This is a genomic window from Pseudomonas lactis, from assembly GCF_001439845.1.
GTDB lineage: Bacteria > Pseudomonadota > Gammaproteobacteria > Pseudomonadales > Pseudomonadaceae > Aquipseudomonas > Aquipseudomonas lactis.
Genome location: NZ_JYLO01000020.1, coordinates 1 through 24,532 on the forward strand (window position 1 = coordinate 1; position 24,532 = coordinate 24,532).

Here is a 24,532-nt window from a genome sequence, read left to right on the forward strand (position 1 = left end):
AGCTGCAACACAAGCGTGGCACCCGCTGGGCATGCGCGCCGCCTGGTTCGCCGAGATTGAGCAGTTTCCGTCGGCGGTCCTGGCCTACCGCTACCCTGACGTGCCGAACCACGGCGACATGACCAAGCTGGCCGCCCTGGTGCTGGCCGGCAAGATCCCGGCGCCGGACGTGCTGGTCGGCGGCACCCCATGCCAGGCATTTTCGGTCGCCGGTATGCGCGAAGGCCTCACTGACCCGCGCGGCGCACTCACCATCAAATACGTGGAGCTTGCAGATGCAGTTGACTATGTTCGCGCCGGCCAGCGAAAGCCCGCCAGCGTCATCGTCTGGGAGAACGTCCCCGGCGTCCTCAGCGACAAAGGGAACGCCTTCGGATGCTTTCTTGGCGCGCTTGCTGGGGAAGACTGCGAGCTGCAGCCTTCAGGGAAGAAATGGCAGGACGCTGGTTGTGTGTATGGACCCAAAAGAACAATCGCGTGGCGGGTCCTGGACGCCCAATATTTCGGCCTGGCCCAACGACGCCGTCGTGTGTTCGTTGTCGCAAGTGCTCGAGACGGGTTCGATCCCACCGAGGTACTTTTTGAGCGAGAAGGCGTGCGCCGGGATACTGCGCCGCGCCGAGGCCAGGGGCAGGACGTTACCGGAACAGCTCCTTTCGGCCCTGCACAGCGGTTCGGACCAGTCGCAGCCCTAACCGCGAATGGTGTTGGAACATGTGGCGCAGATGACAACCAAGCTCAGGCAGGACATCTGCTTGTCTTCGGCGGGAACGACACCCGTGGGCCAATCGATGTGGCTCCGGCGCGCAATGCATGCGGAAGCGCCAGTGGGCGGATGGATTTTGAAAGCGAGGCATTCGTTGTCACGGGTACGCTTCAAGCCGGCGGCAAAGCAGCCGGTAGCGCTACTCAGCAAGACGCAGAGTCCGGCCTGCTGGTAGTGCACGGCACCCAAGACCCTGGTGTCAGCAACAAACTTGCCTTCGCCCTAGGCAGGAACAACGGCCAGGAAAACGCGGTGCTGGCATTTTCCTGCAAGGATCACGGTGCTGACGCCGGGGCGATCGCCCCTACCCTGCGCGCAATGAACCACTCAGGCAGCCATGCCAACGCCGGCGGCCAGGTCGCTGTATGTATCACCGGCGACATCACCCATACGCTGAAAGCTGAAGGGTTCGATGGGAGCGAGGACGGAACAGGCCGTGGGCAGCCCATAGTTGCATGCCGCGACGTAGCCCAGACCTTGACCAGCAACTACGGCAAGCAAGTCGACAACACAGACTCATCCCTGGGCCCCAACGTTGTATCTTCCACCAGTGCTGTCCGTCGACTAACTCCCCGCGAGTGCGAACGCCTCCAGGGCATGACCGACGACTACACGCTGATCCCTTGGCGGGGAAAGCCTGCCAGCGAATGCCCTGACGGCCCCCGCTACAAGGCGATCGGCAACAGCAAGGCCGTCACCGTGGTTCGCTGGATCGGCCGGCGCCTTCTGCAACAACTCTGAACTCCCCCACTCCATCTACAAGGTGAATAAGCCATGACGCAGACAGCGCAGGAAAAGTTCGAAGCTTGGCATTTGGCCCGGTTTCCCGGAGCAAGTCTGTCGAAACGGACAAATGGTGAGTACATCAATCTGTACGTAGGCATGTGCTGGATTGGCTGGAGCGCTTCCCGCGAGACGCTGGTGGTTGAGCTGCCAGCCGTCGAGGCCTGGGACAACGACGGGCGCCTGGACCGCGAGAAAGACGACACTGCCGATTGTGCAATCGGGCTGGTGCCGAGCTTTGATGTGCGAATTGTACTGTTAGGCGCTGGCATCACTATCTCGGAGGGGCCCAGGCCATGAGCAAACGCCAACCAATGCAGCCTGTGGAAGTAGCGGCTGATCAAGTCGTCCGCTTCAAGAAAAATCAAATCATCTGCGACATGCAGGAGCTGTGCGCAAAGCATGGCTTAGACCTGAACGACATCGCCTGTCGCGAATACTCGAAGGATGATCGCTCGCAGCTCATGCAGTTGATCGGCTACAGCGTTTCCGGCTATGGCAACCTCGACTGCTCTAGGGCTAAGCATGTCATGCGCGCTGATGAAGAAGCTGACGCCCTTAGCAGCGCCGTACTTTCGAAGTAACCCCAATCCCCCTACATGCCTGCCGGTGAGCGGCGGGCGAGGTATTCCTATGTCTGACATGCAGCAAATCATCAACGCATTGACTGCCCCGCCCGAACCAGCCATTGAAGTTTTGACCCTCGACCGGAAAGCGGCAGAAGAAATCCTGAATGAACTGGAAGAGAAGGACCCGCTACGTCCTATCGTGACCTATTTGCGCCGGGCACTGACTGATCCGCCTATAGCACTTTGGGCGATGCACAGCGTTGGGCCAGGAGAAGTTAGCGCATGCCTGAGCAAAGAAGACGCAGAGCACCGGGCTCAGGCCGTGCGGGACGCGTGCGCCGATGCAGCAAGGCGCAACAACTGGGACATGGGGCCGATCACCATAGACGTGATTCCGTCGCCCTGGGAGCCGGCCCAGCACTTTGAAGAATGCGCAATTGAATGGAAGGCCGAAGCAGATAGGTTGCGGGCACTGGCGATAAAGACTGAGCGCCAGAAAGACACGCTACTAACAGCTGCAAAGGAAGCTCTTTCCGTCATTGATCGCATAAAGCCTGCGGGCAACGGCAATGGAACACAGCTCCGACTGGCTTCGGCTATCTACAACGCCACCCGCTAACCACCTTCTGCCGCCCAGCGCGGCAAGGACAACCCATGTTCGCTATGAAACTCACCCTGATACTGCTGGGGGCTTTTCTATACCTGGTAGGAACACTCGGCTGGTTCGGCTGGTTCGCTATCGACCTGCTGGGCACCGGCACCACCGAGGCACTGCTCTACGCCTTCGCCGGTACATGCACCTGGCTGCTGATCAGCTTTGGCCTGGCAATCCACATTATTAAGACAGCGCGGCCCACGGTGGGCGGGAGGTAGCTATGGCAAAGGTCCTGGCGCAAATTACGGTCAAGCTTCCGCGCCTCATGGAGGCCGGGGAATACAGGAAGTTGCGGTACGTCGGTGGAAAGCCGAGCCTGCAGCAGTTGAAGAAATGGATTGAGGAAGGCGAAGTGATTGGAGAGGTAAAGGGCGGGATGTATTTCGTCGACGTGCAGGCGGAGGTTATGGGATCGAGTGACCCGCTGCTGGCCAAGATGCTGGAGATTGGGTGATGGCTGCCCGCCCCCGCACGCTGCAAAACAGAAAGCTGCCGCCAAACCTTTACCCGAACGGGAAGTATTGGCGGTACCGCAACCCGATCACCGGCGTGATGACCAGCATCAACCGCCCTCTGGAGGAGGCAATCAAGCTGGCCCGGGCAGCCAACCTCAAAATGGCCGAGCTGGTCGTAGATGACGGCTCGCTGCTGTCGGTGTTGACCGGCGACCGACTACCGATCGTGAGCAACCTGCTGACGCGCTTCGAAGAAGATTGGTTGCCGCACCGGTCATACGCCGCCCGCACCCTGGAGGAGATCAAGTTCAAGCTCGAGCGGTACCGGCAGGATCTGGGTGACCGCTTGATAGGACAGTTGGATGTGCTGGCCATGGCCGAGTACCTGGATAACTTCAGCAACAATGCCTACACGAAGCACCGCGGGCTGTGGGTGCAGATATTCGCGTTCGCAGTGGCCAAGGGCCTGGCCGAACGTAACAACGCCGAACTCACCCTGGTAAAGAAGGAGGCCGAGAAAAAGCGCCAGCGCCACACGCTCGACGGGTTGAAGGTGATCATCCACGCAGCAACAACGCCGCCATGGCTAAAGCGGGCAATCCGCCTGGCCCTGGCCAGCCTTCAGCGCCGGGACGACATCGTCACCTGGCTGAAGTCTGCTGCGGACATGGAAAAGAACACGCTCACAGTGTCGCCAGGGAAAACCCAGGGTTACGACAACCCGGTACACCTGAAGATCACCATGGGCGCAACGCTGCGGGAGGTGGTCGGAGAGTGCCTGCGCTCACCGCTCGCCTCGCCCTACCTGATCCACTACAAGCCCAAAGCCCGCAGGCGGGAGCAGATAGACGCCAAGGATCACTGGACATCGGTAACGCCGGACTACCTGACCAAGGAGTTCAGCAAGGCCAGGGACGCAGCGCACGCCTATGACCACGTGCCGGCCGGAGAGCGCCCCACTTTTCACGAGATCCGCGCATTGGGTGCCTGGTTGTATGAGCAGCAGAATTTCCCACAGGAGTACATCCAGGCGCTCATGGGCCATGCGGACGAGAAGATGACGAAGCATTATCAGGAGGGGCACGACGAAAAGAAGATCGAGTATGTCGAGGTGGGCGCCGAGTTGGCGTTTTGAGGTGGGGGTTTTGCAAAAGTTTTGCAAAAGTTTTGCAAATCGCAGAAAGCAAAAAGGGGTCACCGTTTCCGATGACCCCTATAGACCGCCCAGCAGAGCGGATTTTGTTTGGTAGGCGCGATTGGACTCGAACCAACGACCCCCACCATGTCAAGGTGGTGCTCTAACCAACTGAGCTACGTGCCTGCTGTGAGGCGGCATTCTACGGAATTTCGAAGGGGTGTCAACATCTTTTTTGCAGCTAACCCTATGAATATGCGAATTTTTTATTTGCGTCGGGTACACCCGTGATTTCCGGGTGGCTGGCAGGCAATTTTCAACTCAGGTAGGATCGGCGCACTCGTAAAAAATATAAAACAGAGGTTCCAGGATGGCGAACACCCCCTACCCCCAGTCGTATTACGCCGCTTCTGCGAATGAAGTCCCGCCCCGTCCTGTGCTGCAAGGTGAAGTCGAGACCGACGTGTGCGTGATCGGGGCTGGCTATACCGGGCTTTCCAGTGCGCTGTTTTTGCTGGAGAACGGCTTTCGCGTCACGGTGCTGGAAGCCGCCAAGGTCGGTTTTGGTGCTTCGGGCCGCAACGGTGGGCAGATCGTCAACAGTTACAGCCGCGATATCGATGTGATCGAGCGCAGTGTCGGGCCTCAGCAGGCGCAGTTGTTGGGGCAGATGGCGTTTGAAGGCGGCAGGATCATCCGTGAGCGCGTGGCCAAGTATCAGATCCAGTGCGACTTGAAGGACGGCGGCGTGTTCGCCGCCCTCAATAGCAAGCACATGGGCCACTTGGAGTCGCAGAAGCGCCTGTGGGAGCGCTACGGCCATACGCAACTGGAGTTGTTGGACGAGCACCGCATCCGCGAAGTGGTGGCCTGTGACAACTATGTGGGCGGCCTGCTGGACATGAGCGGCGGTCATATCCACCCGCTCAACCTGGCGCTCGGTGAAGCCGCGGCCGTGGAATCCCTGGGCGGCACGATCTATGAGCAATCGGCAGCGGTGCGCATTGAGCGCGGTGCCAATCCGGTGGTGCACACCGCTGAAGGCAGGGTCAGGGCGAAGTTCATTATCGTCGCGGGCAACGCTTACCTGGGCAATCTGGTGCCGGAGTTGGCGGCCAAGTCGATGCCGTGCGGCACCCAAGTGATCACCACGGCGCCACTGGGCGATGAAGTGGCCAAGACGCTGTTGCCCCAGGATTATTGTGTCGAGGACTGCAACTACCTGCTCGACTACTACCGCCTCACCAGCGACAAGCGCCTGATCTTCGGCGGCGGCGTGGTGTATGGCGCGCGGGACCCGGCGAATATCGAAGCGATCATCCGGCCGAAAATGCTCAAGGCATTTCCACAGCTCAAGGACGTGAAGATCGACTACGCCTGGACCGGCAACTTCCTGCTGACCCTGTCGCGCTTGCCGCAGGTTGGCCGCCTTGGCGACAACATCTATTACTCCCAGGGCTGTAGCGGCCATGGCGTGACGTACACGCACCTGGCGGGCAAAGTGCTGGCAGAGGCCTTGCGGGGTCAGGCTGAGCGTTTTGATGCGTTTGCGGACTTGCCGCATTACCCGTTCCCGGGTGGGCAGATGTTGCGCACGCCGTTTGCGGCGTTGGGGGCCTGGTACTACGGGTTGCGGGATAAGTTCGGGATGTAACCACTGTAGGAGCGAGCTTGCTCGCGAAAAACTCACAGCCGCCGCATTCATTCAGAATAAACGCGTTATCGTTGAAGTTTTTCGCGAGCAAGCTCGCTCCTACACCTACAGGGCTGCGCTTCAGAGCTGGTCGCGAGCAATCCCGCTGCGAATCCGCACGATATCGGCCAATACTGCCAGCGCGATTTCCGATGGCGTCCTGCTGCCCAGGTTAAGCCCGATGGGCGCGTGTATCCGCGCCAATTCAGCCTCCCCTAACCCACCGATACGGCGCAGTCGCTCAAAGCGCTTCTGCGATGTCTGCAACGACCCCATCACGCCAATGTAGAACGCGTCGGTACGCACCGCTTCCATCATCGCCAGATCGTCGATACGCGGGTCATGGGTCAGCGCCACCACCGCCGTATCACGGTGACAGCCACCGTCGGCAATAAACACCGACGGCAACTGGCGACGAATCTCCACGCCATTGAGCACCACGCCTTCGAGCACTTCATCGCGCGGGTCGCAGAGGATCACCTCAAACCCAAGACCGACCGCAAACTCGGCACACGCCTGCGCCACGCTGGAGTACCCGGCCAGCAACAAACGCTGAGCCGCACCAACACGGATGCGCACCCGGTCACTGTCACGCTCGATGCGCGCGCCCTGCTCGCGGTCAGCAAACAGGCTGTGCGCCCCGCTGGCCAGATCCACCTCGCGAATCAAGCAGCGCTGCCCGAGCAGCGCCGACTCCACTTCACGCAGGTGCGCCTGCACCTCGCAGTCAGGCTCGAGCTTCTCAACCAAGACATCGAGAATACCGCCACAGGGCAGGCTGACCCGCGAGCGCGGATCGTCCCCTGCGCCATAGCGCACCACGTTGACCGCATCGAGAAACGCACCTTCGGCGACGCGCTCGAGAAAGTCTTCCTCGACGCAACCACCCGACAACGACCCAATCCACTGCCCAGCGGCGTTCACCGCCAGCAGCGAACCCGGCGCCCGCGGCGCCGAGCCGTAGGTGGCCAGCACCGTACAGAGCCAGATGCGCTGCCCGGCCACCGACCACTCCAGCGCCCGTCGTATCACCTGCAGATCCAGATGCTGCATGTCAGTGCGCCTTGTGCTCGATGGACGGCGCCTCAGCCTGCAGCTTCTGCACGTCGCTTACCGCCAGCTCCGCCGATTGCCCGCCCCAGCCTTGGCGCAGGTAATTGGTCAGATCGGTGAGTTGCTCCGAGCTGAGTTTTCCAGCGAAGCCCGGCATCGGTTGCATGTGTTCGAACCCGGAGAACTTCTGCTCGCCGATCCCGTCCTCAATCACCCGTACCAGGTTGCGCGGGTCTTCCAGCCGCAGCGTGGTGTTGCCGCGCATCGCCACCGCGATGTGCGGCTTGCCTTCGCCACCTGCCGCATGGCAACCGGCACAGACGTTCAGGTATTCCTGGCGGCCGCGCTGAGCGCTCGGGCCAAGTTGCTCCACCGGCACTTCGACCAACGCCTTGGCTGCCGGCGGTTTATCGCCGAGCAGGAAGGTCGCCATCGCGGCCAGGTCCGCATCGCTCAGGCCCTGGGTGCTGTTGTGAAACACCGGGAACATCTCGTTGAACATCGAGCCTTGAGCGCTCATGCCGTGCTTGAGGAAGGTGCTCAGGTCCTGTTCATTCCAGCCGCGTGCGGCCAGGTCCGTGGCGAGCAGGCTGGGCGCCAGATAGCCATTGAGGATGCCGCCGGTCAGGCGCTTGTCCAGCTCCATCGCGCCGGGCAGGCCGCGTGGCGTGTGGCATTCGCCGCAGTGACCGAGCACTTCGACCATGTATTGGCCGCGCTTCCAGGCTTCGCTCTTGCCTTGCGCCGGTTCCAGTTTCAGCGCTTTGCCGTACAACACGTTCCAGCCCATCAGGCCCAGGCGCACGTTGAACGGAAAGCTCAGGCTCGTCACCGGCGCTGCGCGCTCGATCGGCTCGATGGTCTTGAGGTACGCATGAATCGCGTCCGAGTCTTCACGCGGCATCAGGTGGTACGAGGTGTAGGGCATCGCCGGGTACAAGTACGCGCCGTCGCGACGCTTGCCTTCAGTCAACGCGGCGAAGAACTCATCATCGTTGTACAAGCCGATGCCGTGTTCCTTGCTTGGCGTGATGTTGGTGCCGTAGATGGTGCCGAACGGCGAGACAATCGGCAGGCCGCCCGCAAACGGCGCGCCGCCCGGTGCCGTGTGGCAGGCCATGCAGTCGGCGGCGCGGGCGAGGTATTCGCCGCGCTTGGCTTGATCATCAGCGTGGGCAAACAATACCGGCGCGGCCAGGCCAACCGCCAAGGCCAGGCGGGTCAGAAAAAGCTTCATGCTTAACCCTCCTTGACCAGGCCGAGATCGGTCAGCACGTTGCGGGTGGCGTTGTAATAACGCACGTACCCGGTACAACGGCAGACGTGATGACCGAGGCTATCCTCGATGACTTGTTCCAGCTTGCTGTGCACGGTCGGCTGGCGTTGCAGTTTCTCCACCAACACCGTGGCCGCGTTGACGAAGCCTGGTGCGCAATAGCTGCACTGAAAGGCGAACTCATCCACGAAGCGCTGCTGGATCGGGTTCAGCTCAGTGACCTGGCCCGCCTCGTCGCGCTTGGCATGGCCTTCGATGGTGCGTACTTTTTTGCCTTCAAAGTAGTGCGCGCCGGTGATGCAGGTGCGCACTTCTTCGCTGGTGCCGTCCGGGTTATCGACGATCACCACGCAGGCGTGGCAAATGCCTTGGCCGCAGCCCAACCGCGAGCCGGTGAGGTTCTTGTACTCGTGCAGGTAGTCGATCATCGGCAGGTCATCAGGGATGTCCACCGGGCCGACGGATTGACCATTGAGGGTCAGTTGAAGCGGACGGTTAGCCATTGAGGGCCTCCTTGATGCGGGCAGCCGTGATTGGCAGGTCGCGAACACGTTTACCGATGGCGTGCGCCACCGCATTACCGATGGCCCCGACAATCGGGATCATCACCACCTCAGCGATACCTTTGGACGGGTCGCTCGGCGACAGCGCCGGCAGAATCTCCGAGGTCTGTTTCCACACGGCAACGTGACGCGCCATTGGCAGGCGGTAGCGGTTGAAGTTCCAGTCACCCTCCCCCGGCCCGCCTTCGTACAGCGGCATTTCTTCCATCAAGGCGTGACCGATGCCCATGGCCACACCGCCTTCGAGCTGGCCCTTGACCAATTCTTCAACCAGCACCCGACCACACTCGATCCACGAATGGTGATTGAGCACTTCGACCTGTGCCGAACCCTTGTTGACCTTCAACTCGACCAACGTGGCGACGGGGCTGTAGTACGTCACCGCAGCGTTGTTCAACTGGGTGGCGGGATAGCTGACGTTCTGGCGATCGAGCAGGTGGAAACCGGCAGTGTTCATCAGCGCCTGCTTGGCTTTCGGTGCGCCGTCGCCGTATTTCACCGCCAGACCGTCGAGCGGCAGGCGCTCGCGCACGCCGTCGATGCTGTATTCGGCTTCGGCCCAGCTCCAGCGGTTGAACCCGTGGACCGTGGCAGCGGTGACCAGGCCGCGCTCGTGAGCACGCTTGGCCAGCTCTTCAAAGCTCAACGGCTGCATGCCGTTGGCGGTGAGCTTGCCGTCGACCCAATGCGCGTCTTCGCGGCGCACAACATAGGGGTTGGCCTGGCCGCCAAACGGGCCCTGGCGCCAGATCTCCAGCGCCGCTGGCCACAGGCCGTGGTTGAACAGCACACGCGCCGCTTCACGGGTGGCATGGCTGAAGTAGTACGCCGAGTTGGTCGCCGAAGACGCCGAAGCGAGCTTGCCCACCCAACGCGGGTTGCGCAGCAGGGTATCCTGCTCGGCCTGGCTCATGGTGTAGGGGTTGCCGCCGGTGACCAGCTGCATTTCCTGCCACTCTGTTTCGCCAGTTTTTACTTCGTGGGCCGGGCTGCCGAGGAAATCGGCGACCACCAGCGATTGCGAAGTGGACATGCCGGTGCCGATTTCGATGCCGATGTGGCGCAGGCTGATGCGGCCGTCAGCGCTGAATTCGACACTGGCCATCGGCGCTTCGGAACCGGTGCCGAAGTCTTTCTGGCAGATGGCGAAACCAACGCCATACCAGTTATCCGGATCTGCGGCTTCGCGTTGTTGCTTGATCGCGTCGCGGTTTTTCCACACGTCGTGCACAGCGGCCTTGTCGAGAATTTCGTGCAGGCGCAACGCACCGGCAGGGATCGCGCCCTGGGTGTTCTTCATGCCCGAACGCAGTGCGTTCTTGCGCCGCAGCTCAATGGCATCCACACCCAGGCGCCCGGCGATTTCGTCGACCATCATTTCGGTCGCCGCCATGCTTTGCAGGGTGCCGTAGCCACGCATCGAACCGGCTTCAACGCCACGGGAGTGGTACGCGGTCACTTGCAGGTCGTTCTGCGGCATGTAGTAGATCGACTGCGCCGCCGTGGCGCCGACCGCAGCCACCGATGGGCTGTAGTTGATCCGGCCACCGCCGTCGACGCTCATGTCGGCGAGGAAAATTTTGAAACTGTGGTCGTTTTTGTCGACCGCCAACTGATAGCGAATATCGAACGGGTGGCGTTTGATGCCGCTCTGGAATTGCTCGTAACGGTCATTGGCCAGACGCACCGGCACGCCGGCGCCATACAACGCAGCGAGGGCGGCGTAGTAGACGAAAATGTTGTGGTCTTTGGAGCCGTACCCCACGGTGTAACCCGGGTGCATGTTCAAGTGGGCCAGGCCGAAGCTCGACGGCGAGATCATTTTGGCGGTCTCGGTCGCGACTTCCAATGGGCACTGGGTGGCCACCACAAAGTGTAGGGTCTTGGTCGCCGGATCGTACCAACCGTTGCCGTTGTCCGGCTCCATGGCGGCCGGTTCGATCGATGGGGTTTTGTAGCGCTCGTCAAACACCAGCCAGTTGTCCGGCGGCGTGCTGATCTGGCTCTTCATGCGCTCGGCGTAGAACAACCCGCGCTCGGTCAGGTTGCCGTGCAGGTTTGGCTGGGAATTCCACACCGGGCGACGGTTTTTCAGCATCGGGAACAGGATCGAATCCTTGAGACTGGCGAATTCGTCTTCATCGGCCGAGGTCGCGCCACCCACGCGCACATAGCGGAAGCTGCCGTAGGGGTCGCCTTCGTAATACGGCACTTTGGCGCCGTAACGAATCGCCTTGTCATTGAACTTGAGCTTGTTCTTGGCCTGACGGAAACGCTCGAAGTCGTTCCAGATCAGGATCGCCACCGGGTGACCGATGAACATCGGCACTTTACCCTCGGGCAGCAACGGGTCCGGCGCATGCTTTTCCGGGAAGACGATACCGTCCTTGTCCAGGTCGGCAGCGGTGACAATACGGTCCGGCTGCAGATCGGCGCCAAGCCACGACAGGTCGTAGCCCGCGTAGATGTGGTCGGCCTTGATGGTTTTAAGCAACATGGCGTGACCTTGCTGCTGGGGCCAGCCCGGCATGTCCTTGGAACGGATGTCGCGGGCAAACACCTTGCTGCCGCAGACTTTCGACAAGGCATCGTTACGCTGGCGCGCCTTGCCGTTATGGCCGAGCCACTTTTCAGACGGCACGGTCACGCTGTTTTCCATCAAGGCAGCCAGCGCCTGGGTGCTGAGCGGCGTGAGCGTGACACTCACACCCGCCACCAGCCCGCCCTGGAGGAACGAGCGCCGGGTTATTTCACGGTTGGACATGGATCATCCTCTGAGCGGTTATAAATCCGCCCTTATGGTTAAGTACACCGAATCTGGAGACTTGCAGAAGCCTTTCTCGACGAATCAAAAGGCCATGATGACAGTGCAAAGTTGACCGAAGGGTTAACTTTAAAGGTTTCTGCGCCTGCGGCAAATAACCACATTGAAATTTTTTGACACAAGAACGCAAAACGGCCGACAGAATCGAAATGATCTGTCGGCCGTTTGCCGATAATGAGCGCTGGTGGTAGCGAAGAAGATGAGGTTTTTTCAAACCCCCAGACACAAAAAACCCCGGTCTTTCGACCAGGGTTTTTGCTATCGGATCAAGGTGAGCCAGTGGCTTTCCTTGTGCTTCAAGGCGTTCAGTGGGCCTTGAGGCAGATATGGCGCAGCGGACGGGACTCGAACCCGCGACCCCCGGCGTGACAGGCCGGTATTCTAACCGACTGAACTACCGCTGCGTATCGCTTGGCTGATTGAGCATGAACCCTCAACCACCTTTAAACATCTGACTGATCAGCCTTGGCTGTTCAATCTCAAGCCCGACACATCGAACCTGGAAAATATGGCGCAGCGGACGGGACTCGAACCCGCGACCCCCGGCGTGACAGGCCGGTATTCTAACCGACTGAACTACCGCTGCGCGTCGGTGCAACCTTTAACGTTGCGTCTTGCCCGAGGGCAAAACTCTCAAGAAGTGGTGGGTGATGACGGGATCGAACCGCCGACCCTCTGCTTGTAAGGCAGATGCTCTCCCAGCTGAGCTAATCACCCTTTGCTTCGTTGAGGCCGCGAAATTTACGCAGGTAGCGGACCTAAGTCAATAGCCTGCTTGAAGTTTTTCTGAAAAAGACAAAAATGACTTCAAGACGGCTACCCGCCCTACTCGCTGTAAATCATCTTCTTGCTCATGCCACCGTCCACCACGAACTCTTGCCCGGTGACGAACCCGGCCTGACGCGACAGCAACCAGGCCACCATCGCCGCCACGTCCTCCACCGTCCCCACCCTGCCCGCCGGATGCTGGGCATGATCGGCGTCGGTGAGCGGTTCTGCACGCCGCGCAGCCGGGTCACGTGCGTCGATCCAGCCAGGGCTGACCGCATTGACCCGCACTTCCGGCCCAAGGCTCATGGCCAGGGCGTGGGTCAGGGCCAACAGCCCACCTTTGCTGGCCGCATAGGCTTCGGTGTCAGGCTCGGATTGACGCGCCCGGGTCGAGGCCAGGTTGACGATGGCACCGCCATGGGCACGCAGGTAAGGCGCGCAGTGCTTGGCCAACAGCATCGGCCCGCTGAGGTTGACCGCCAGCACGCGATTCCAGTACGCCAGGTCGAGGCTTTCCAGGGTGATATTGCGCGGGTCGGCCACCGCCGCATTGCAAACCAGCGCGTCCAGGCGCCCGAACTGCCCCAGCACCTCGGCGACACCCTGGGCCACTTGCTTCTCGTCGGCCACGTCCATGGTGATAAACCAGGCATTGTCGCCCAGCACCTTGGACACCTTGGCACCGCGCTCGCGGTCCAGGTCGGTCAGCACCACCTGCCAGCCTTCACTGATCAGCCACGCGGCAATCCCGAGGCCAATGCCCCGCGCCGCGCCCGTCACCAACGCCACGCGCCCGTTACTGGCCGCTGCGGCCTCCATGGACCACTCGATCACAAGGCCGCCAGCCCGCGGGCCAGGTCTGCCTGCAAGTCGGCAATGTCTTCCAGGCCCACCGCAATGCGGATCAGGCTGTCACGGATGCCGGCCGCTTCACGCTCCTGCGGCGCCAGGCGCCCGTGGGAGGTGGTGCTCGGGTGGGTGATGGTGGTCTTGCTGTCACCCAGGTTGGCGGTAATGGAGATCAAGCGCGTCGCGTCGATAAAGCGCCAGGCGCCGTCTTTGCCGCCCTTCACTTCGAAACTCACCACCGCACCGAAACCACGCTGCTGGCGCTGGGCCAAGGCGTGTTGCGGGTGGCTCTTGAGGCCGGCGTAATGCACCTTCTCGATACCGTCCTGTTGTTCCAGCCACTCGGCCAGGGCTTGGGCGTTGGCGCAATGGGCTTTCATGCGCAGGCTGAGGGTTTCCAGGCCTTTGAGGAAGATCCAGGCGTTGAACGGGCTCAGGGTCGGGCCAGCGGTGCGCAGAAAGCCCACCACTTCCTTCATCTGCTCGCTGCGACCAGCCACCACGCCGCCCATGCAACGGCCCTGGCCGTCGATGAACTTGGTTGCCGAGTGCACCACGATGTCCGCACCCAGCTTCAGCGGCTGCTGCAAGGCCGGGGTGCAGAAGCAGTTGTCCACCACCAGCATCGCGCCCTTGGCATGGGCGACTTCGGACAGCGCGGCGATGTCCACCAGCTCAGCGAGCGGGTTGGACGGCGATTCGACGAACAACAGCTTGGTATTGGCCTTGATGGCCGCCTCCCAACCGGACAGGTCCGCCAGGGGCACGTAATCGACTTCAATACCGAAACGCTTGAAGTACTTCTCGAACAGGCTGATGGTCGAGCCGAACACGCTGCGCGATACCAGCACATGGTCGCCGGCGCTGCACAGGCTCATCACCACCGCCAGGATGGCCGCCATGCCGGTGGCAGTCGCCACGGCCTGCTCGGCACCTTCCAGGGCCGCGATACGCTCTTCGAACGCGCGCACGGTCGGGTTGGTGTAGCGCGAATACACGTTGCCCGGCACTTCGCCGGCAAAGCGCGCAGCGGCATCGGCGGCAGTACGGAACACGTAGCTGGAGGTGAAGAACATCGGGTCGCCGTGTTCACCTTCCGGGGTACGGTGCTGGCCGGCGCGCACAGCCAGGGTATCGAAAGCTACGCCATCGAGGTCGCTGTCCAACCGACCGGCATCCCATTCCTGACTCATGCTGCGACTCCTTATTCAATTCTTTATTTAAGATACAAAACCGGCCCCTCAGGGCCGGTGTTTACTCAGTTGTTATACAGATCGATGATCGCGCTGACCGCCTGGGTCTTGATCTTCGACGAGTCGTTGCGCGCCTGTTCGATCTTGTTCAGGTAAGCCTCGTCGACATCGCCGGTCACGTACTTGCCGTCGAACACGGCGCAGTCGAACTGCTCGATCTTGATCTTGCCACCGCCAACCGCTTCGATCAGGTCCGGCAGGTCCTGGTAGATCAGCCAGTCGGCGCCGATCAGGTCGGCCACATCCTGGGTAGAACGATTATGAGCGATCAACTCATGGGCGCTCGGCATGTCGATACCGTACACGTTCGGGTAACGCACCGCAGGCGCGGCGGAACAGAAGTACACGTTCTTCGCCCCGGCTTCGCGGGCCATCTGGATGATCTGCTTGCAGGTGGTGCCGCGCACGATGGAGTCATCCACCAGCATCACGTTCTTGCCGCGGAACTCGAGCTCAATGGCGTTGAGCTTCTGGCGTACCGACTTCTTGCGCGCCGCCTGGCCGGGCATGATGAAGGTACGGCCGATGTAGCGGTTCTTCACGAAGCCTTCGCGGAACTTGACGCCCAAATGGTTGGCCAGCTCCAGCGCAGCGGTACGGCTGGTGTCCGGGATCGGGATGACCACGTCGATATCGTGCTCGGGGCGCTCGCGCAGGATCTTCTCGGCCAGCTTCTCGCCCATGCGCAGGCGCGCCTTGTAGACCGAGACGCCGTCGATGATCGAATCCGGGCGCGCCAGGTAGACGTGTTCGAAGATGCACGGGGTGAGTTTCGGCGCTACGGCGCACTGACGGGTGTGCAGCTTGCCGTCCTCAGTGATGTAGACAGCTTCGCCCGGCGCCAGGTCGCGGATCAGGGTGAAGCCCAGCACGTCCAGGGACACGCTTTCAGAAGCGATCATGTACTCGACGCCTTCGTCGGTGTGACGCTGGCCGAACACGATCGGGCGAATGCCGTGGGGGTCGCGGAAACCGACGATGCCGTAACCGGTAATCATCGCCACCACCGCATAACCACCGACGCAACGGTTGTGCACATCGATCACGGCGGCGAACACGTCTTCTTCGGTCGGCTGCAGCTTGCCGCGCTGGGCCAGCTCGTGGGCGAACACGTTGAGCAGCACTTCCGAATCGGAGCTGGTGTTGACGTGGCGCAGGTCAGATTCGTAGATCTCCTTGGCCAGTTGTTCAACGTTGGTCAGGTTACCGTTGTGCGCCAAGGTAATGCCGTAAGGCGAGTTGACGTAGAACGGTTGAGCTTCGGCCGAGGTCGAGCTACCGGCAGTCGGGTAACGCACATGACCAATGCCCATGTGCCCGACGAGGCGCTGCATGTGACGCTGATGGAACACGTCACGCACCAGGCCATTGTCCTTGCGCAGGAATAACCGGCCGTCGTGGCTGGTCACAATACCGGCAGCGTCCTGGCCGCGGTGCTGGAGGACGGTTAGCGCGTCATACAGCGCCTGATTGACGTTCGACTTACCGACGATACCGACGATGCCACACATGCGACGCAACCCCTACTTAATGAATCTTGACTGAACACAGCTTACTGAGGCGTTTTGGCCGGCAAGAGGTGTTCCTTGAACGGAAGATCAGCGGGTACGCTGATTCCGCTGGCCAGCCACTGACTGCTCCACCCCAATATGAGGTTCTTGGACCAGTCTGCAACCAATAGAAATTTTGGCACGAGTACCGACTCCTGCCACCACGAATCCTGCTGTACCGGCCCCAGGCTCAACAGCCCGACCGCCACGACCACCAGCAGCGCGCCACGCGCAGCCCCGAAGGCCATGCCGAGAAATCGATCGGTCCCGGAGAGGCCGGTGACACGTATCAACTCGCCAATAAGATAATTGACCATTGCCCCCACCAACAGCGTGGCGATGAACATGATGGCGCAGCCCGCGATGACGCGAGCCGAAGGTGTCTCTATGTACCCGGCCAGGTAGACCGACAGTGAACCACCGAACATCCAGGCTACGACTCCTGCGATGATCCAGGTCAGCAACGACAGCGCTTCTTTTACGAAGCCGCGGCTCAGACTGATCAAAGCGGAGATGGCGACGATTGCAACGATCGCCCAATCAACCCAGGTAAATGGCACAGTGCAGCCTACGTACGGATAAGGCGGCGCATTTTAGCAGAGCGCCGGGCTATCGGTAAGCGGTGATTGCGGGTGCTTTGCAAATCAATAGATTGGGCGGTGTGAACGCCATTTCAAGCCCACCATAAATCAATGTGGGAGCTGGCTTGCCTGCGATGAGGGCGGCACATTCGACATCGTTGTCGATTGAACCACCGCCATCGCAGGCAAGCCAGCTCCCACATTTAGAGCATATTGCCCGTTCAGCCGCGCTCGGGCTGGAAACGCACCACGAAACCGTTGAGGTTCTGCTGGCGACCCAGCAGATCGCGCAGGCGATCTGCCTCGGCACGCTCGATCAGCGGCCCGACAAACACCCGGTTCTTGCCGTCGGCGCTGCGGATATAAGCGTTATAACCCTGGGCTCGCAGCTTTTTCTGCAGGGCGTCAGCACTTTCGCGGTTGGCCAGGCTGGCCAGTTGGATCGACCAACTGATCGGCAGGCCATTAGGGTCGATGCGGCTCTGGCCCACATCCGGCTTGCCCGGTGCCGCAGGCTGCGGCGCTACCGGTTTGGGCACTGGCGCAGGGGCGGCCGGCTTGGCAGCAACGGCCGGTGCCGGGGTCGGCTTGACCACCGGGACACTCGGCTGCACCGGCATCGAGGGCGCCTCTTGCGCGGCAACGTCTTCATCGGTGGGCACAGGTTCTTGCGGCAACGCCTGGGGCTCAGGCACCACCACCGGCTCGACCTGAACCTGCGGCACCACCGGTGCCTGGGGCGCGGCAGGGGCTTCAACCACCACCTGGCGCTGTTCGTCCTGGCGGGAGAACAGCATCGGCAGAAAGATTACCGCCAACGCCACCAGCACCAAGGCCCCGACCATTCGCTGCTTGTATGCGCTATCCAGTAATGCCATGTGCAGCTTCCTCCGTGGAGCGCCGGGCCAGCCATTCAAGCGCCTCGGCAACACAATAAAATGATCCGAACAACAGGATTTCGTCCTCGGCCGTCGCTACCGCACACTGCGCCTCCAGGGCCGCAGTGACGCTTGCATACGACGCCACCGGCGCGCCAAGGTTCTGCAAGGCAGTTTCCAGCTCAGCGGCGGGACGGCTGCGCGGCGTATCCAGCGGCGCAACAGCCCAAGACTGGACGCTGCCCAGCAGTGGCGCAACCACGCCGTCCAGGTCCTTGTCGACCAACAACCCGAACACCGCCAGGCGACGCTCCAACGGCGGGGTACGCGCCAGACGCTGAGCCAAGTACTGCGCAGCATGGGGGTTATGGCCCACATCCAACATCAGGCTCAGGCGCTTGCCTTGCCAGTCGAAGGTTCGGCGATCCAGGCGCCCCACCACTTTGGTTGCCAGCAAGGTCGCGGCAATCTGCGCGGCATCCCACGGCAGGTCCAGCAGCAGATAGGCTTGCAGCGCGAGCGCGGCGTTTTCCATCGGCAGGTTCAGCAACGGTAAATCAAGCAGCTCTACCCGTTGGCCACGTGCATCCTGCCCACGCCATTGCCAATGGGTGTCGCCGATGTCCAGAGTGAATTCGCGACCGCGCAGGTAGAACGGGCAATCCAGTTCGCGCGCCTTGTCCAGCAAGGGTTGCGGCGGATCCAAGTCACCGCACAGAGCCGGACGGCCCTGGCGGAAGATCCCGGCCTTTTCAAAAGACACCGATTCGCGGGTATTGCCCAGGTAGTCAGCATGATCGACACCTATGCTGGTCACCAGGGCCAGGTCGGCATCCACCACATTGACCGTATCCAGGCGCCCGCCGAGGCCGACTTCCAGCACGACCACATCCAGTTGCGCACGCTCGAACAGCCAGAACGCCGCCAGGGTGCCCATCTCGAAATAGGTCAGGGAGATGTCGCCACGCCCAGCCTCCAGCGCAGCAAAGGCTTCGCACAGCTGGGCATCAGTGGCCTCTACGCCATTGAGCTGCACCCGCTCGTTGTAGCGCAGCAGGTGCGGCGAGCTGTACACGCCGACCTTGAGGCCCTGGGCCTGCAACAGCGCGGCGACAAAGGCACAGGTGGAGCCTTTGCCGTTGGTGCCGGTCACCGTGATCACACGCGGTGCCGGCTGGCCCAACCCGAGGCGGGCCGCTACCTGTTGCGAGCGCTCCAGGCCCATGTCGATGGCGGACGGATGCAACTGCTCAAGGTAGGCGAGCCATTCGCCCAGGGTTCGTTGGGTCATAGGTTTGCAGGCACCGGCGGCACGACGATCGGCTCGACCTTAGGCGCAATGTACACAGGCGTCGGCAGGCCCATCATTTGCGCAAGCAGGCTGCCCAGGCGCGGGCGCAATTCGCCACGCGGGATGATCAGGTCGATCGCACCGTGCTCCAGCAGGAACTCGCTGCGCTGGAAGCCTTCCGGCAGTTTTTCCCGCACGGTCTGCTCGATCACACGTGGGCCGGCAAAGCCGATCAGCGCTTTAGGCTCGCCAACGATCACATCGCCCAACATCGCCAGGCTGGCGGACACGCCGCCGTAGACCGGGTCGGTCAGCACGGAGATGAACGGGATGCCTTCTTCACGCAGACGCGCCAGTACCGCCGAGGTCTTGGCCATTTGCATCAGGGAAATCAGGGCTTCCTGCATACGCGCACCACCGGAGGCGGCGAAGCAGATCATCGGGCAACGGTTTTCCAGGGCATAGTTGGCAGCGCGAACAAAGCGCTCACCGACGATGGCGCCCATGGAGCCGCCCATGAAGGAGAATTCGAAGGCCGAAACCACCACTGGCATACCCAGCAGCTTGCCGCTGACCGAAATCAGCGCGTCTTTCTCGCCGGTCTGCTTCTGCGCGCCGACCAGACGGTCCTTGTACTTCTTGCTGTCGCGGAACTTGAGACGGTCAACCGGCTCCAGGTCGGCGCCCAGCTCATTACGGCCGTCGGCATCCAGGAAGATGTCGATACGGGCGCGTGCGCCAATACGCATGTGGTGGTTGCACTTGGGGCAAACGTCCAGGGTCTTTTCCAGCTCCGGGCGATACAGCACCGCGTCGCAGGATGGGCATTTGTGCCACAGACCTTCAGGAACCGAGCTTTTCTTCACCTCGGAACGCATGATCGAAGGGATCAGTTTGTCTACTAACCAGTTGCTCATGCTTTCTTTTCTCCAGTACCGGTGGCTTGAACACAGCCCCGCGTATGCCCTTGAGCTAAATTCATATGTGGCGATGACACAGGCGGGACGGGGTCAGACGTTGGACCTGCCATTTCCCGCCCGTATCCTCAGCCTTCCAGACAACCTGCCAGCGCAGGGTTGCCACTTCGTTTCCGGGCCACCCACAGGCGGCGCCGGGCTGTTTTACACAGTGGTAGTTATGGACGGCGGCAGACTGCCAGCCGTCACATCCCACCCCTGCTGTTGCGCACGGCCTGCATGAACGCGCGAATCTTGCTCGGGTCCTTGATCCCCTTGCCCTGTTCCACCCCACCGCTGACGTCCACGGCATACGGCCGGACCTGTTCGATGGCCGCCTGGACGTTCTCAGGGGTGAGCCCACCCGCGAGGATAACTGGCTTGCTCAAACCCTCGGGAATCAGCGACCAGTCAAACGCCTCGCCCGTACCACCGGGTACGCCTTCGACGTAGGTGTCCAGCAGAATCCCGCGAGCGCCGGCATACGCGGCGCAGGCTGCGGCGATATCGTCCCCGGCCTTGACCCGCAACGCCTTGATGTACGGGCGCTGATAGCTTTCGCATTCCTCTGGCGATTCGTCGCCGTGAAACTGCAACATATCCAGCGGCACCGCATCCAGGGTTTCGTTGAGCTCACAGCGGCTGGCGTTGACGAACAGCCCCACGGTGGTCACAAAGGGCGGCAACGCAGCGATAATCGCCCGCGCCTGCAGCACATTCACCGCCCGTGGGCTCTTGGCATAAAACACCAGGCCAATGGCATCCGCCCCCGCTTCGACCGCCGCCAGCGCGTCTTCTATGCGGGTAATCCCGCAAATCTTGCTGCGAACGGCTGACATGTCGTAGGAACCTCAGGGTTGGACCGAGAAAGTCCCGGATGGTAACAAAAGCTTTTCCGGGCGTCAGCCGCCAAGTTCGCTGAAACCGGTGAGGAAGTGCGGCCCGATAAAGCGTTCCGGCAGTTCGAACTCGTCGCGGTACTCCACATCCACCAGATACAGGCCGAACGGATGCGCCGTGACCCCGCCCGTGCGGCGAATGCGGCTTTCCAGCACTTCCTTGGCCCACTCCACCGGGCGCTCACCGGTGCCGATGGTCATCAGCACCCCAGCGATATTGCGCACCATATGATGCAGGAAGGCCCCGGCACGGATATCCAGCACGATCATCTTGCCGTGCCGCGTCACACGCAGGTGGTGGACTTCCTTGATCGGCGACTTGGCCTGGCACTGGCCGGCACGGAAGGCGCTGAAGTCATGCACCCCGACCAGATGCTGTGCGGCTTCGGCCATGCGCTCGGCATCCAGCGGGCGGTGGTTCCAGGTAATCTCTTCATTGAGGTGCGCCGGGCGGATCTGATCGTTGTAGATCACGTAGCGGTAACGCCGGGCGATGGCCTTGAAACGCGCGTGGAAATGCGCCGGCATGACCTTGGCCCAGCTGACGCTGACGTCATGGGGCAAATTGATATTAGCCCCCATCACCCACGCCTTCATCGAACGCTCGGCCTGGGTGTCGAAGTGCACCACTTGGCCACACGCGTGTACACCAGCGTCGGTACGCCCGGCACACATCAGCGACACCGGCGAGTTGGCGACTTTGGACAGGGCATTTTCCAGGGTTTCCTGCACCGTCAGCACCCCGGAGGCCTGACGCTGCCAGCCGCGATAGCGCGAGCCTTTGTATTCCACGCCCAGGGCGATGCGGTAAAAGCCTGCGGCCGCCATTTCGGCAGCCGCGTTATCTATATTTGCCAAGAACTGTGAGCCTGATGAGTTGCGCAAAGGCGGGCATTATAGGGCGTCAGGGTGCATGAGTGGACTTTAAATGTGGGAGCGGGCTTGCTCGCGAATGCGCCGTATCATCCAGCACATCAGCAGCTGAACCACCGCATTCGCGAGCAAGCCCCACATTTTTCTGCGTCGGCCGTTAGATTCGGCCGAGCATTTCCTTGGCTTCGCTACGCTGACCTTCGTCGCCTTCGGTCAGCACTTCAGACAGGATGTCTTTCGCGCCTTCGGCATCGCCCATGTCGATGTACGCCTGGGCCAGGTCAAGCTTGGTGGCCACTTCATTGGTGCCGGAGAGGAAATCGAACTCTGGCTCATCCTCAGCGCCCAGCGCGGCATCTTCAGCCGTGAAGGAAGGCCCGATCGGCGGATGTTCCAGGCTCTGGGACAAACGATCCAGCTCAGCATTGACGTCGTCCAGCTCCGAAGCGAAGGCATCGGACTTGGCCGCAGGCGCGCTCGGCTCATCCGCCAGCGACAGGTCAAAGTCTTCCGGGAGGTCGAATTCGTCCAGCGCAGCCGGCGTCAGGGTCGGCGGCTCTACCGGCGGTACATCCTTGATCTGCCCTTCCAGGCCCGACAGGAAGTCGTCATCGGATTGCGACGCGGGCGGGTCCAACTGCAGGTCCAGGTCAAAGTCCGACAGGTCCGGCGCATCGGCCTTGGGCTCGGTCTGTTGTTTGAGCAGCGATTCAAAGGTTTGCTGGTCTTGCGCGATCTCGGCCGGCGAGGCAGCTTCCAGGTCATCCAGGCTCAGGTCGAAATCGGTGTCGAAGGTATCTGCCTGCGGGGCTGGGGTCGGCTTGTCGTCGAGCAGGTCCTTGACGTACTGCGCATCCAGGGCTGCGGCGGCCACTGCGGCACTGACACCCGCGGCCAACACGGCCATGGCCGGGAAACGCGCCTTGAGCTGCTCGACCTGGGCATGGTTCTCACCGTTGGCCACCAACTGGCGCTCTTGGGTAACGAACCCGTCCTTGTTGTTCTGCAGGCCATAGACTTCCATCAGCTTCAAACGCAGGTCGCTGCGCTTGGGCTCGCGCTTGATGGCTTGTTCAAGCACATCCGCCGCCTGGTTCAGATGGCCACGGTCGATATGGGATTGGGCCTGGGCCAGGGCGTCGCTGGAATTTTCCTGAGCCACGGCAACCGCCAACGGCGCCAGCACGGAGGCGACCGTCGGTGCCACTACCGTCTCAACCACCGGCGCCGGCGCGGGCGCAGATGCTGGCGGCGTTGCGGTGGCGAGCTTGACGCTCGGCGGCGGCACTTCAAGGCCCTCGAAGCTGTCAGGCGGCAGGTCTTGATCGATATTGGAAACGAACTCAGGCTCTTCGGCCAACGCCCGTGCCATACGCAGATGTTTCTCTTCTTCGCGGCGAGCATTGCGATGGCGTGCCCAAAGCAGCAGAAGCAGCAACACCACCAGCAGGGCCGCACCGCCAAGGATGCCGAGCACAATCGGGTTGGTCAGCAGGTCGTTGAACTTGCCTTCGGTGCTGGCCGGCGCAGCAGCCGGCTTGGCCGGTTCAGGCACTGGCGCTGGTGTTGCAGCGGGAGCTGCCGGCTCGGCTGCAGGCTCACCCGGCAACTGCGCGGGCATCGCGGCGGTCTGTGGTTCACCCGTTTGCGCCTGCAAACGAGCCAACTGGTCATTCTTGAGCTGGATCAGCTTTTGCAGTTTGTCCAACTGGCTTTGCAAGTCGGCGGCACGGCTTTTCAGTTCTTCGTTGTCGCGCCGCGTGGTGTCGAGCTCTTCCTGGGTCATTGCCAGCTTGTCGCTCAGGGCGCGGCTGTCACCGACGGTGCCCTTTCCACCTTTCTTGGCGGCTTCGGCCGACACCAGGCTCAAATTGTCCTTGGCCTGGGTGCTCGACGGCGCATTGCCGGCCTGGGTGCGCTTGGTCGCGTCCAGCTGTGGCTTGCCGGCCACTTGGCTCTGCGGGCCACGACGGCCCTGGCGCCAGGCGGCGTTCTGCGCGCTCACTTCGGCGATCGCTTGCGGCTGCGCCAGGGCGGTGCTTTGCGTAGCGTCCGGCAGGCGCAGGACCTGGCCGGTTTTCAGGCGGTTGATATTGCCGTCGACAAAGGCATCCGGGTTAAGCGCCTGGATGGCCAGCATCGTTTGCTGGACCGAGGCGCCATTGCGATTCTTTGCGGCAATTTCCCACAAGGTGTCGCGGGACGTGGTGGTGTGCTGGGCAGGCGTGCTGGCGGCAGGTGCGGTACTGGCTGGCGCGGTGTTGGCCGGCGCGCTCGCCGTCGGGGCCGGCTGGTCGAACTTGGCCGGGTCGAGCAGCACGCTGTAGTCACGCATCAAACGGCCATTGGGCCATTGCACCTGCATGAGGAAGCGCACGTAGGAATCGGGCAGCGGCTTGCTGGAGGTCACGCGCACCACGCTGCGACCTTCGGGGTTGATCACCGGGGTGAACGTCAGGTCATCGAGGAACGCCTGGCGATCGACACCCGCGTCCACGAAGGCCTGGGCAGACGCCAGGCTAGGGGTGATCTCGGACGCCGTAAGGCCGCCCACATCGCGCAATTCGATTTCCACCGACAGCGGCTGGTTCAACTTCGACTTGAGGGTCATCTCCCCAAGTTGCAGCGCCTGCGCCATACCGGAGGACAGCGCCGAGGCGGCCGCTATTGCTAACACCAGTTTGCGAACTTGAACCATAGCCTCATCCTTTGTTTGAACGCTTCCCGCCCTGCGAGAAGGTTGGTAACCGCTGCCATTAGGCATGGCGAGCCGATAGGTCACCGACGCGCTTGTGTTTCACTTGGGACCAAGCATAGCGCCTGGTTAGAATCAATCTACAAATTGCCGCCAAGTATCTT

At 61.7% G+C, this 24,532-nt stretch carries 22 protein-coding genes and 4 tRNA genes; 8 read left to right on the top strand and 18 right to left on the bottom strand.

Translation table 11 applies throughout. The features are described from left to right. The 7 genes from TX24_RS27345 to TX24_RS27375 form a co-directional block, all read left to right on the top strand. On the top strand, positions 1-1,507 hold a 1,507-nt coding region (locus TX24_RS27345), incomplete at its 5' end, for a DNA cytosine methyltransferase (protein ID WP_057711829.1). Positions 1,508-1,540: 33 nt separating this feature from the next. Continuing rightward, a complete protein-coding gene (locus TX24_RS27350; RefSeq protein WP_057711830.1) occupies positions 1,541-1,849 on the top strand; it encodes a phiTE_015 family protein in 309 nt (102 codons plus the stop codon). After that, positions 1,846-2,133 carry a hypothetical protein gene (locus tag TX24_RS27355; protein ID WP_186354457.1) on the top strand — a complete coding sequence of 96 codons (288 nt, stop codon included), beginning with the start codon at positions 1,846-1,848 and terminating at the stop codon, positions 2,131-2,133. The genes TX24_RS27350 and TX24_RS27355 overlap by 4 nt, the downstream gene beginning before the upstream one ends. 49 nt (positions 2,134-2,182) lie before the next feature. Then, positions 2,183-2,737 (top strand): hypothetical protein, encoded by a 555-nt coding sequence (locus TX24_RS27360; RefSeq protein ID WP_057711832.1) that lies wholly within the window; start codon positions 2,183-2,185, stop codon positions 2,735-2,737. A 35-nt stretch (positions 2,738-2,772) separates the two neighbouring features. Next, positions 2,773-2,991 (top strand): hypothetical protein, encoded by a 219-nt coding sequence (locus TX24_RS27365; protein WP_057711833.1) that lies wholly within the window; start codon positions 2,773-2,775, stop codon positions 2,989-2,991. Positions 2,992-2,993: 2 nt separating this feature from the next. Next, entirely contained in the window at positions 2,994-3,227 is a 234-nt protein-coding gene (locus TX24_RS27370) for a hypothetical protein (protein ID WP_057711834.1), read from the top strand. Next, a complete protein-coding gene (locus TX24_RS27375; protein ID WP_057711835.1) occupies positions 3,227-4,363 on the top strand; it encodes a tyrosine-type recombinase/integrase in 1,137 nt (378 codons plus the stop codon). Before TX24_RS27370 ends, TX24_RS27375 begins: the two co-directional genes overlap by 1 nt. A gap of 109 nt (positions 4,364-4,472) precedes the next feature. Here TX24_RS27375 and TX24_RS27380 read toward each other — a convergent pair. Continuing rightward, a tRNA-Val gene (locus TX24_RS27380) sits at positions 4,473-4,549 on the bottom strand. Between the two features lie 184 nt (positions 4,550-4,733). Here TX24_RS27380 and TX24_RS27385 point away from each other — a divergent pair. Further along, entirely contained in the window at positions 4,734-6,017 is a 1,284-nt protein-coding gene (locus TX24_RS27385; RefSeq protein ID WP_057711836.1) for an NAD(P)/FAD-dependent oxidoreductase, read from the top strand. Positions 6,018-6,137: 120 nt separating this feature from the next. Here TX24_RS27385 and TX24_RS27390 read toward each other — a convergent pair whose 3' ends face one another. The 17 genes from TX24_RS27390 to TX24_RS27470 form a co-directional block, all read right to left on the bottom strand. Further along, positions 6,138-7,109 carry an XdhC family protein gene (locus TX24_RS27390; protein WP_057711837.1) on the bottom strand — a complete coding sequence of 324 codons (972 nt, stop codon included), beginning with the start codon at positions 7,107-7,109 and terminating at the stop codon, positions 6,138-6,140. A 1-nt stretch (position 7,110) separates the two neighbouring features. Continuing rightward, a complete protein-coding gene (locus TX24_RS27395; RefSeq protein ID WP_057711838.1) occupies positions 7,111-8,346 on the bottom strand; it encodes a c-type cytochrome in 1,236 nt (411 codons plus the stop codon). A gap of 2 nt (positions 8,347-8,348) precedes the next feature. After that, complete coding sequence (locus TX24_RS27400; protein WP_003192529.1) at positions 8,349-8,888, bottom strand: (2Fe-2S)-binding protein; 540 nt, start codon at positions 8,886-8,888, stop codon at positions 8,349-8,351. After that, a complete protein-coding gene (locus TX24_RS27405) occupies positions 8,881-11,712 on the bottom strand; it encodes a xanthine dehydrogenase family protein molybdopterin-binding subunit (RefSeq protein WP_057711839.1) in 2,832 nt (943 codons plus the stop codon). The genes TX24_RS27400 and TX24_RS27405 overlap by 8 nt, the downstream gene beginning before the upstream one ends. Before the next feature lie 387 nt (positions 11,713-12,099). After that, positions 12,100-12,176: transfer RNA gene (locus TX24_RS27410), tRNA-Asp, on the bottom strand. A gap of 105 nt (positions 12,177-12,281) precedes the next feature. Next, positions 12,282-12,358, bottom strand: a tRNA-Asp gene (locus TX24_RS27415). 55 nt (positions 12,359-12,413) lie between these two features. Next, positions 12,414-12,489, bottom strand: a tRNA-Val gene (locus tag TX24_RS27420). A 108-nt stretch (positions 12,490-12,597) separates the two neighbouring features. Beyond that, on the bottom strand, positions 12,598-13,362 hold the full coding sequence (locus tag TX24_RS27425; RefSeq protein ID WP_003192533.1) for an SDR family oxidoreductase: 765 nt from the start codon (positions 13,360-13,362) through the stop codon (positions 12,598-12,600). An 11-nt stretch (positions 13,363-13,373) separates the two neighbouring features. After that, positions 13,374-14,585 carry an O-succinylhomoserine sulfhydrylase gene (locus TX24_RS27430; protein WP_003192536.1) on the bottom strand — a complete coding sequence of 404 codons (1,212 nt, stop codon included), beginning with the start codon at positions 14,583-14,585 and terminating at the stop codon, positions 13,374-13,376. Positions 14,586-14,650: 65 nt separating this feature from the next. Then, entirely contained in the window at positions 14,651-16,156 is a 1,506-nt protein-coding gene (gene purF / locus TX24_RS27435) for an amidophosphoribosyltransferase (protein WP_003192537.1), read from the bottom strand. Between the two features lie 41 nt (positions 16,157-16,197). Further along, positions 16,198-16,755: a CvpA family protein gene (locus TX24_RS27440; protein ID WP_003192538.1), complete on the bottom strand. Its 558-nt coding sequence runs from the start codon at positions 16,753-16,755 to the stop codon at positions 16,198-16,200. A gap of 242 nt (positions 16,756-16,997) precedes the next feature. Continuing rightward, positions 16,998-17,654: an SPOR domain-containing protein gene (locus TX24_RS27445; protein WP_003192540.1), complete on the bottom strand. Its 657-nt coding sequence runs from the start codon at positions 17,652-17,654 to the stop codon at positions 16,998-17,000. Continuing rightward, complete coding sequence (gene folC, locus TX24_RS27450) at positions 17,638-18,945, bottom strand: bifunctional tetrahydrofolate synthase/dihydrofolate synthase (protein ID WP_034134167.1); 1,308 nt, start codon at positions 18,943-18,945, stop codon at positions 17,638-17,640. The genes TX24_RS27445 and folC overlap by 17 nt, the downstream gene beginning before the upstream one ends. Beyond that, positions 18,942-19,862 carry an acetyl-CoA carboxylase, carboxyltransferase subunit beta gene (accD, locus tag TX24_RS27455; RefSeq protein WP_003192545.1) on the bottom strand — a complete coding sequence of 307 codons (921 nt, stop codon included), beginning with the start codon at positions 19,860-19,862 and terminating at the stop codon, positions 18,942-18,944. The genes folC and accD overlap by 4 nt, the downstream gene beginning before the upstream one ends. A gap of 245 nt (positions 19,863-20,107) precedes the next feature. Beyond that, positions 20,108-20,740: a phosphoribosylanthranilate isomerase gene (locus TX24_RS27460; RefSeq protein WP_003192547.1), complete on the bottom strand. Its 633-nt coding sequence runs from the start codon at positions 20,738-20,740 to the stop codon at positions 20,108-20,110. 63 nt (positions 20,741-20,803) lie between these two features. Continuing rightward, complete coding sequence (gene truA, locus TX24_RS27465) at positions 20,804-21,628, bottom strand: tRNA pseudouridine(38-40) synthase TruA (RefSeq protein ID WP_003192549.1); 825 nt, start codon at positions 21,626-21,628, stop codon at positions 20,804-20,806. 202 nt (positions 21,629-21,830) lie between these two features. After that, positions 21,831-24,371: a FimV/HubP family polar landmark protein gene (locus tag TX24_RS27470; protein WP_057711840.1), complete on the bottom strand. Its 2,541-nt coding sequence runs from the start codon at positions 24,369-24,371 to the stop codon at positions 21,831-21,833. Positions 24,372-24,532: the final 161 nt, after the last annotated feature.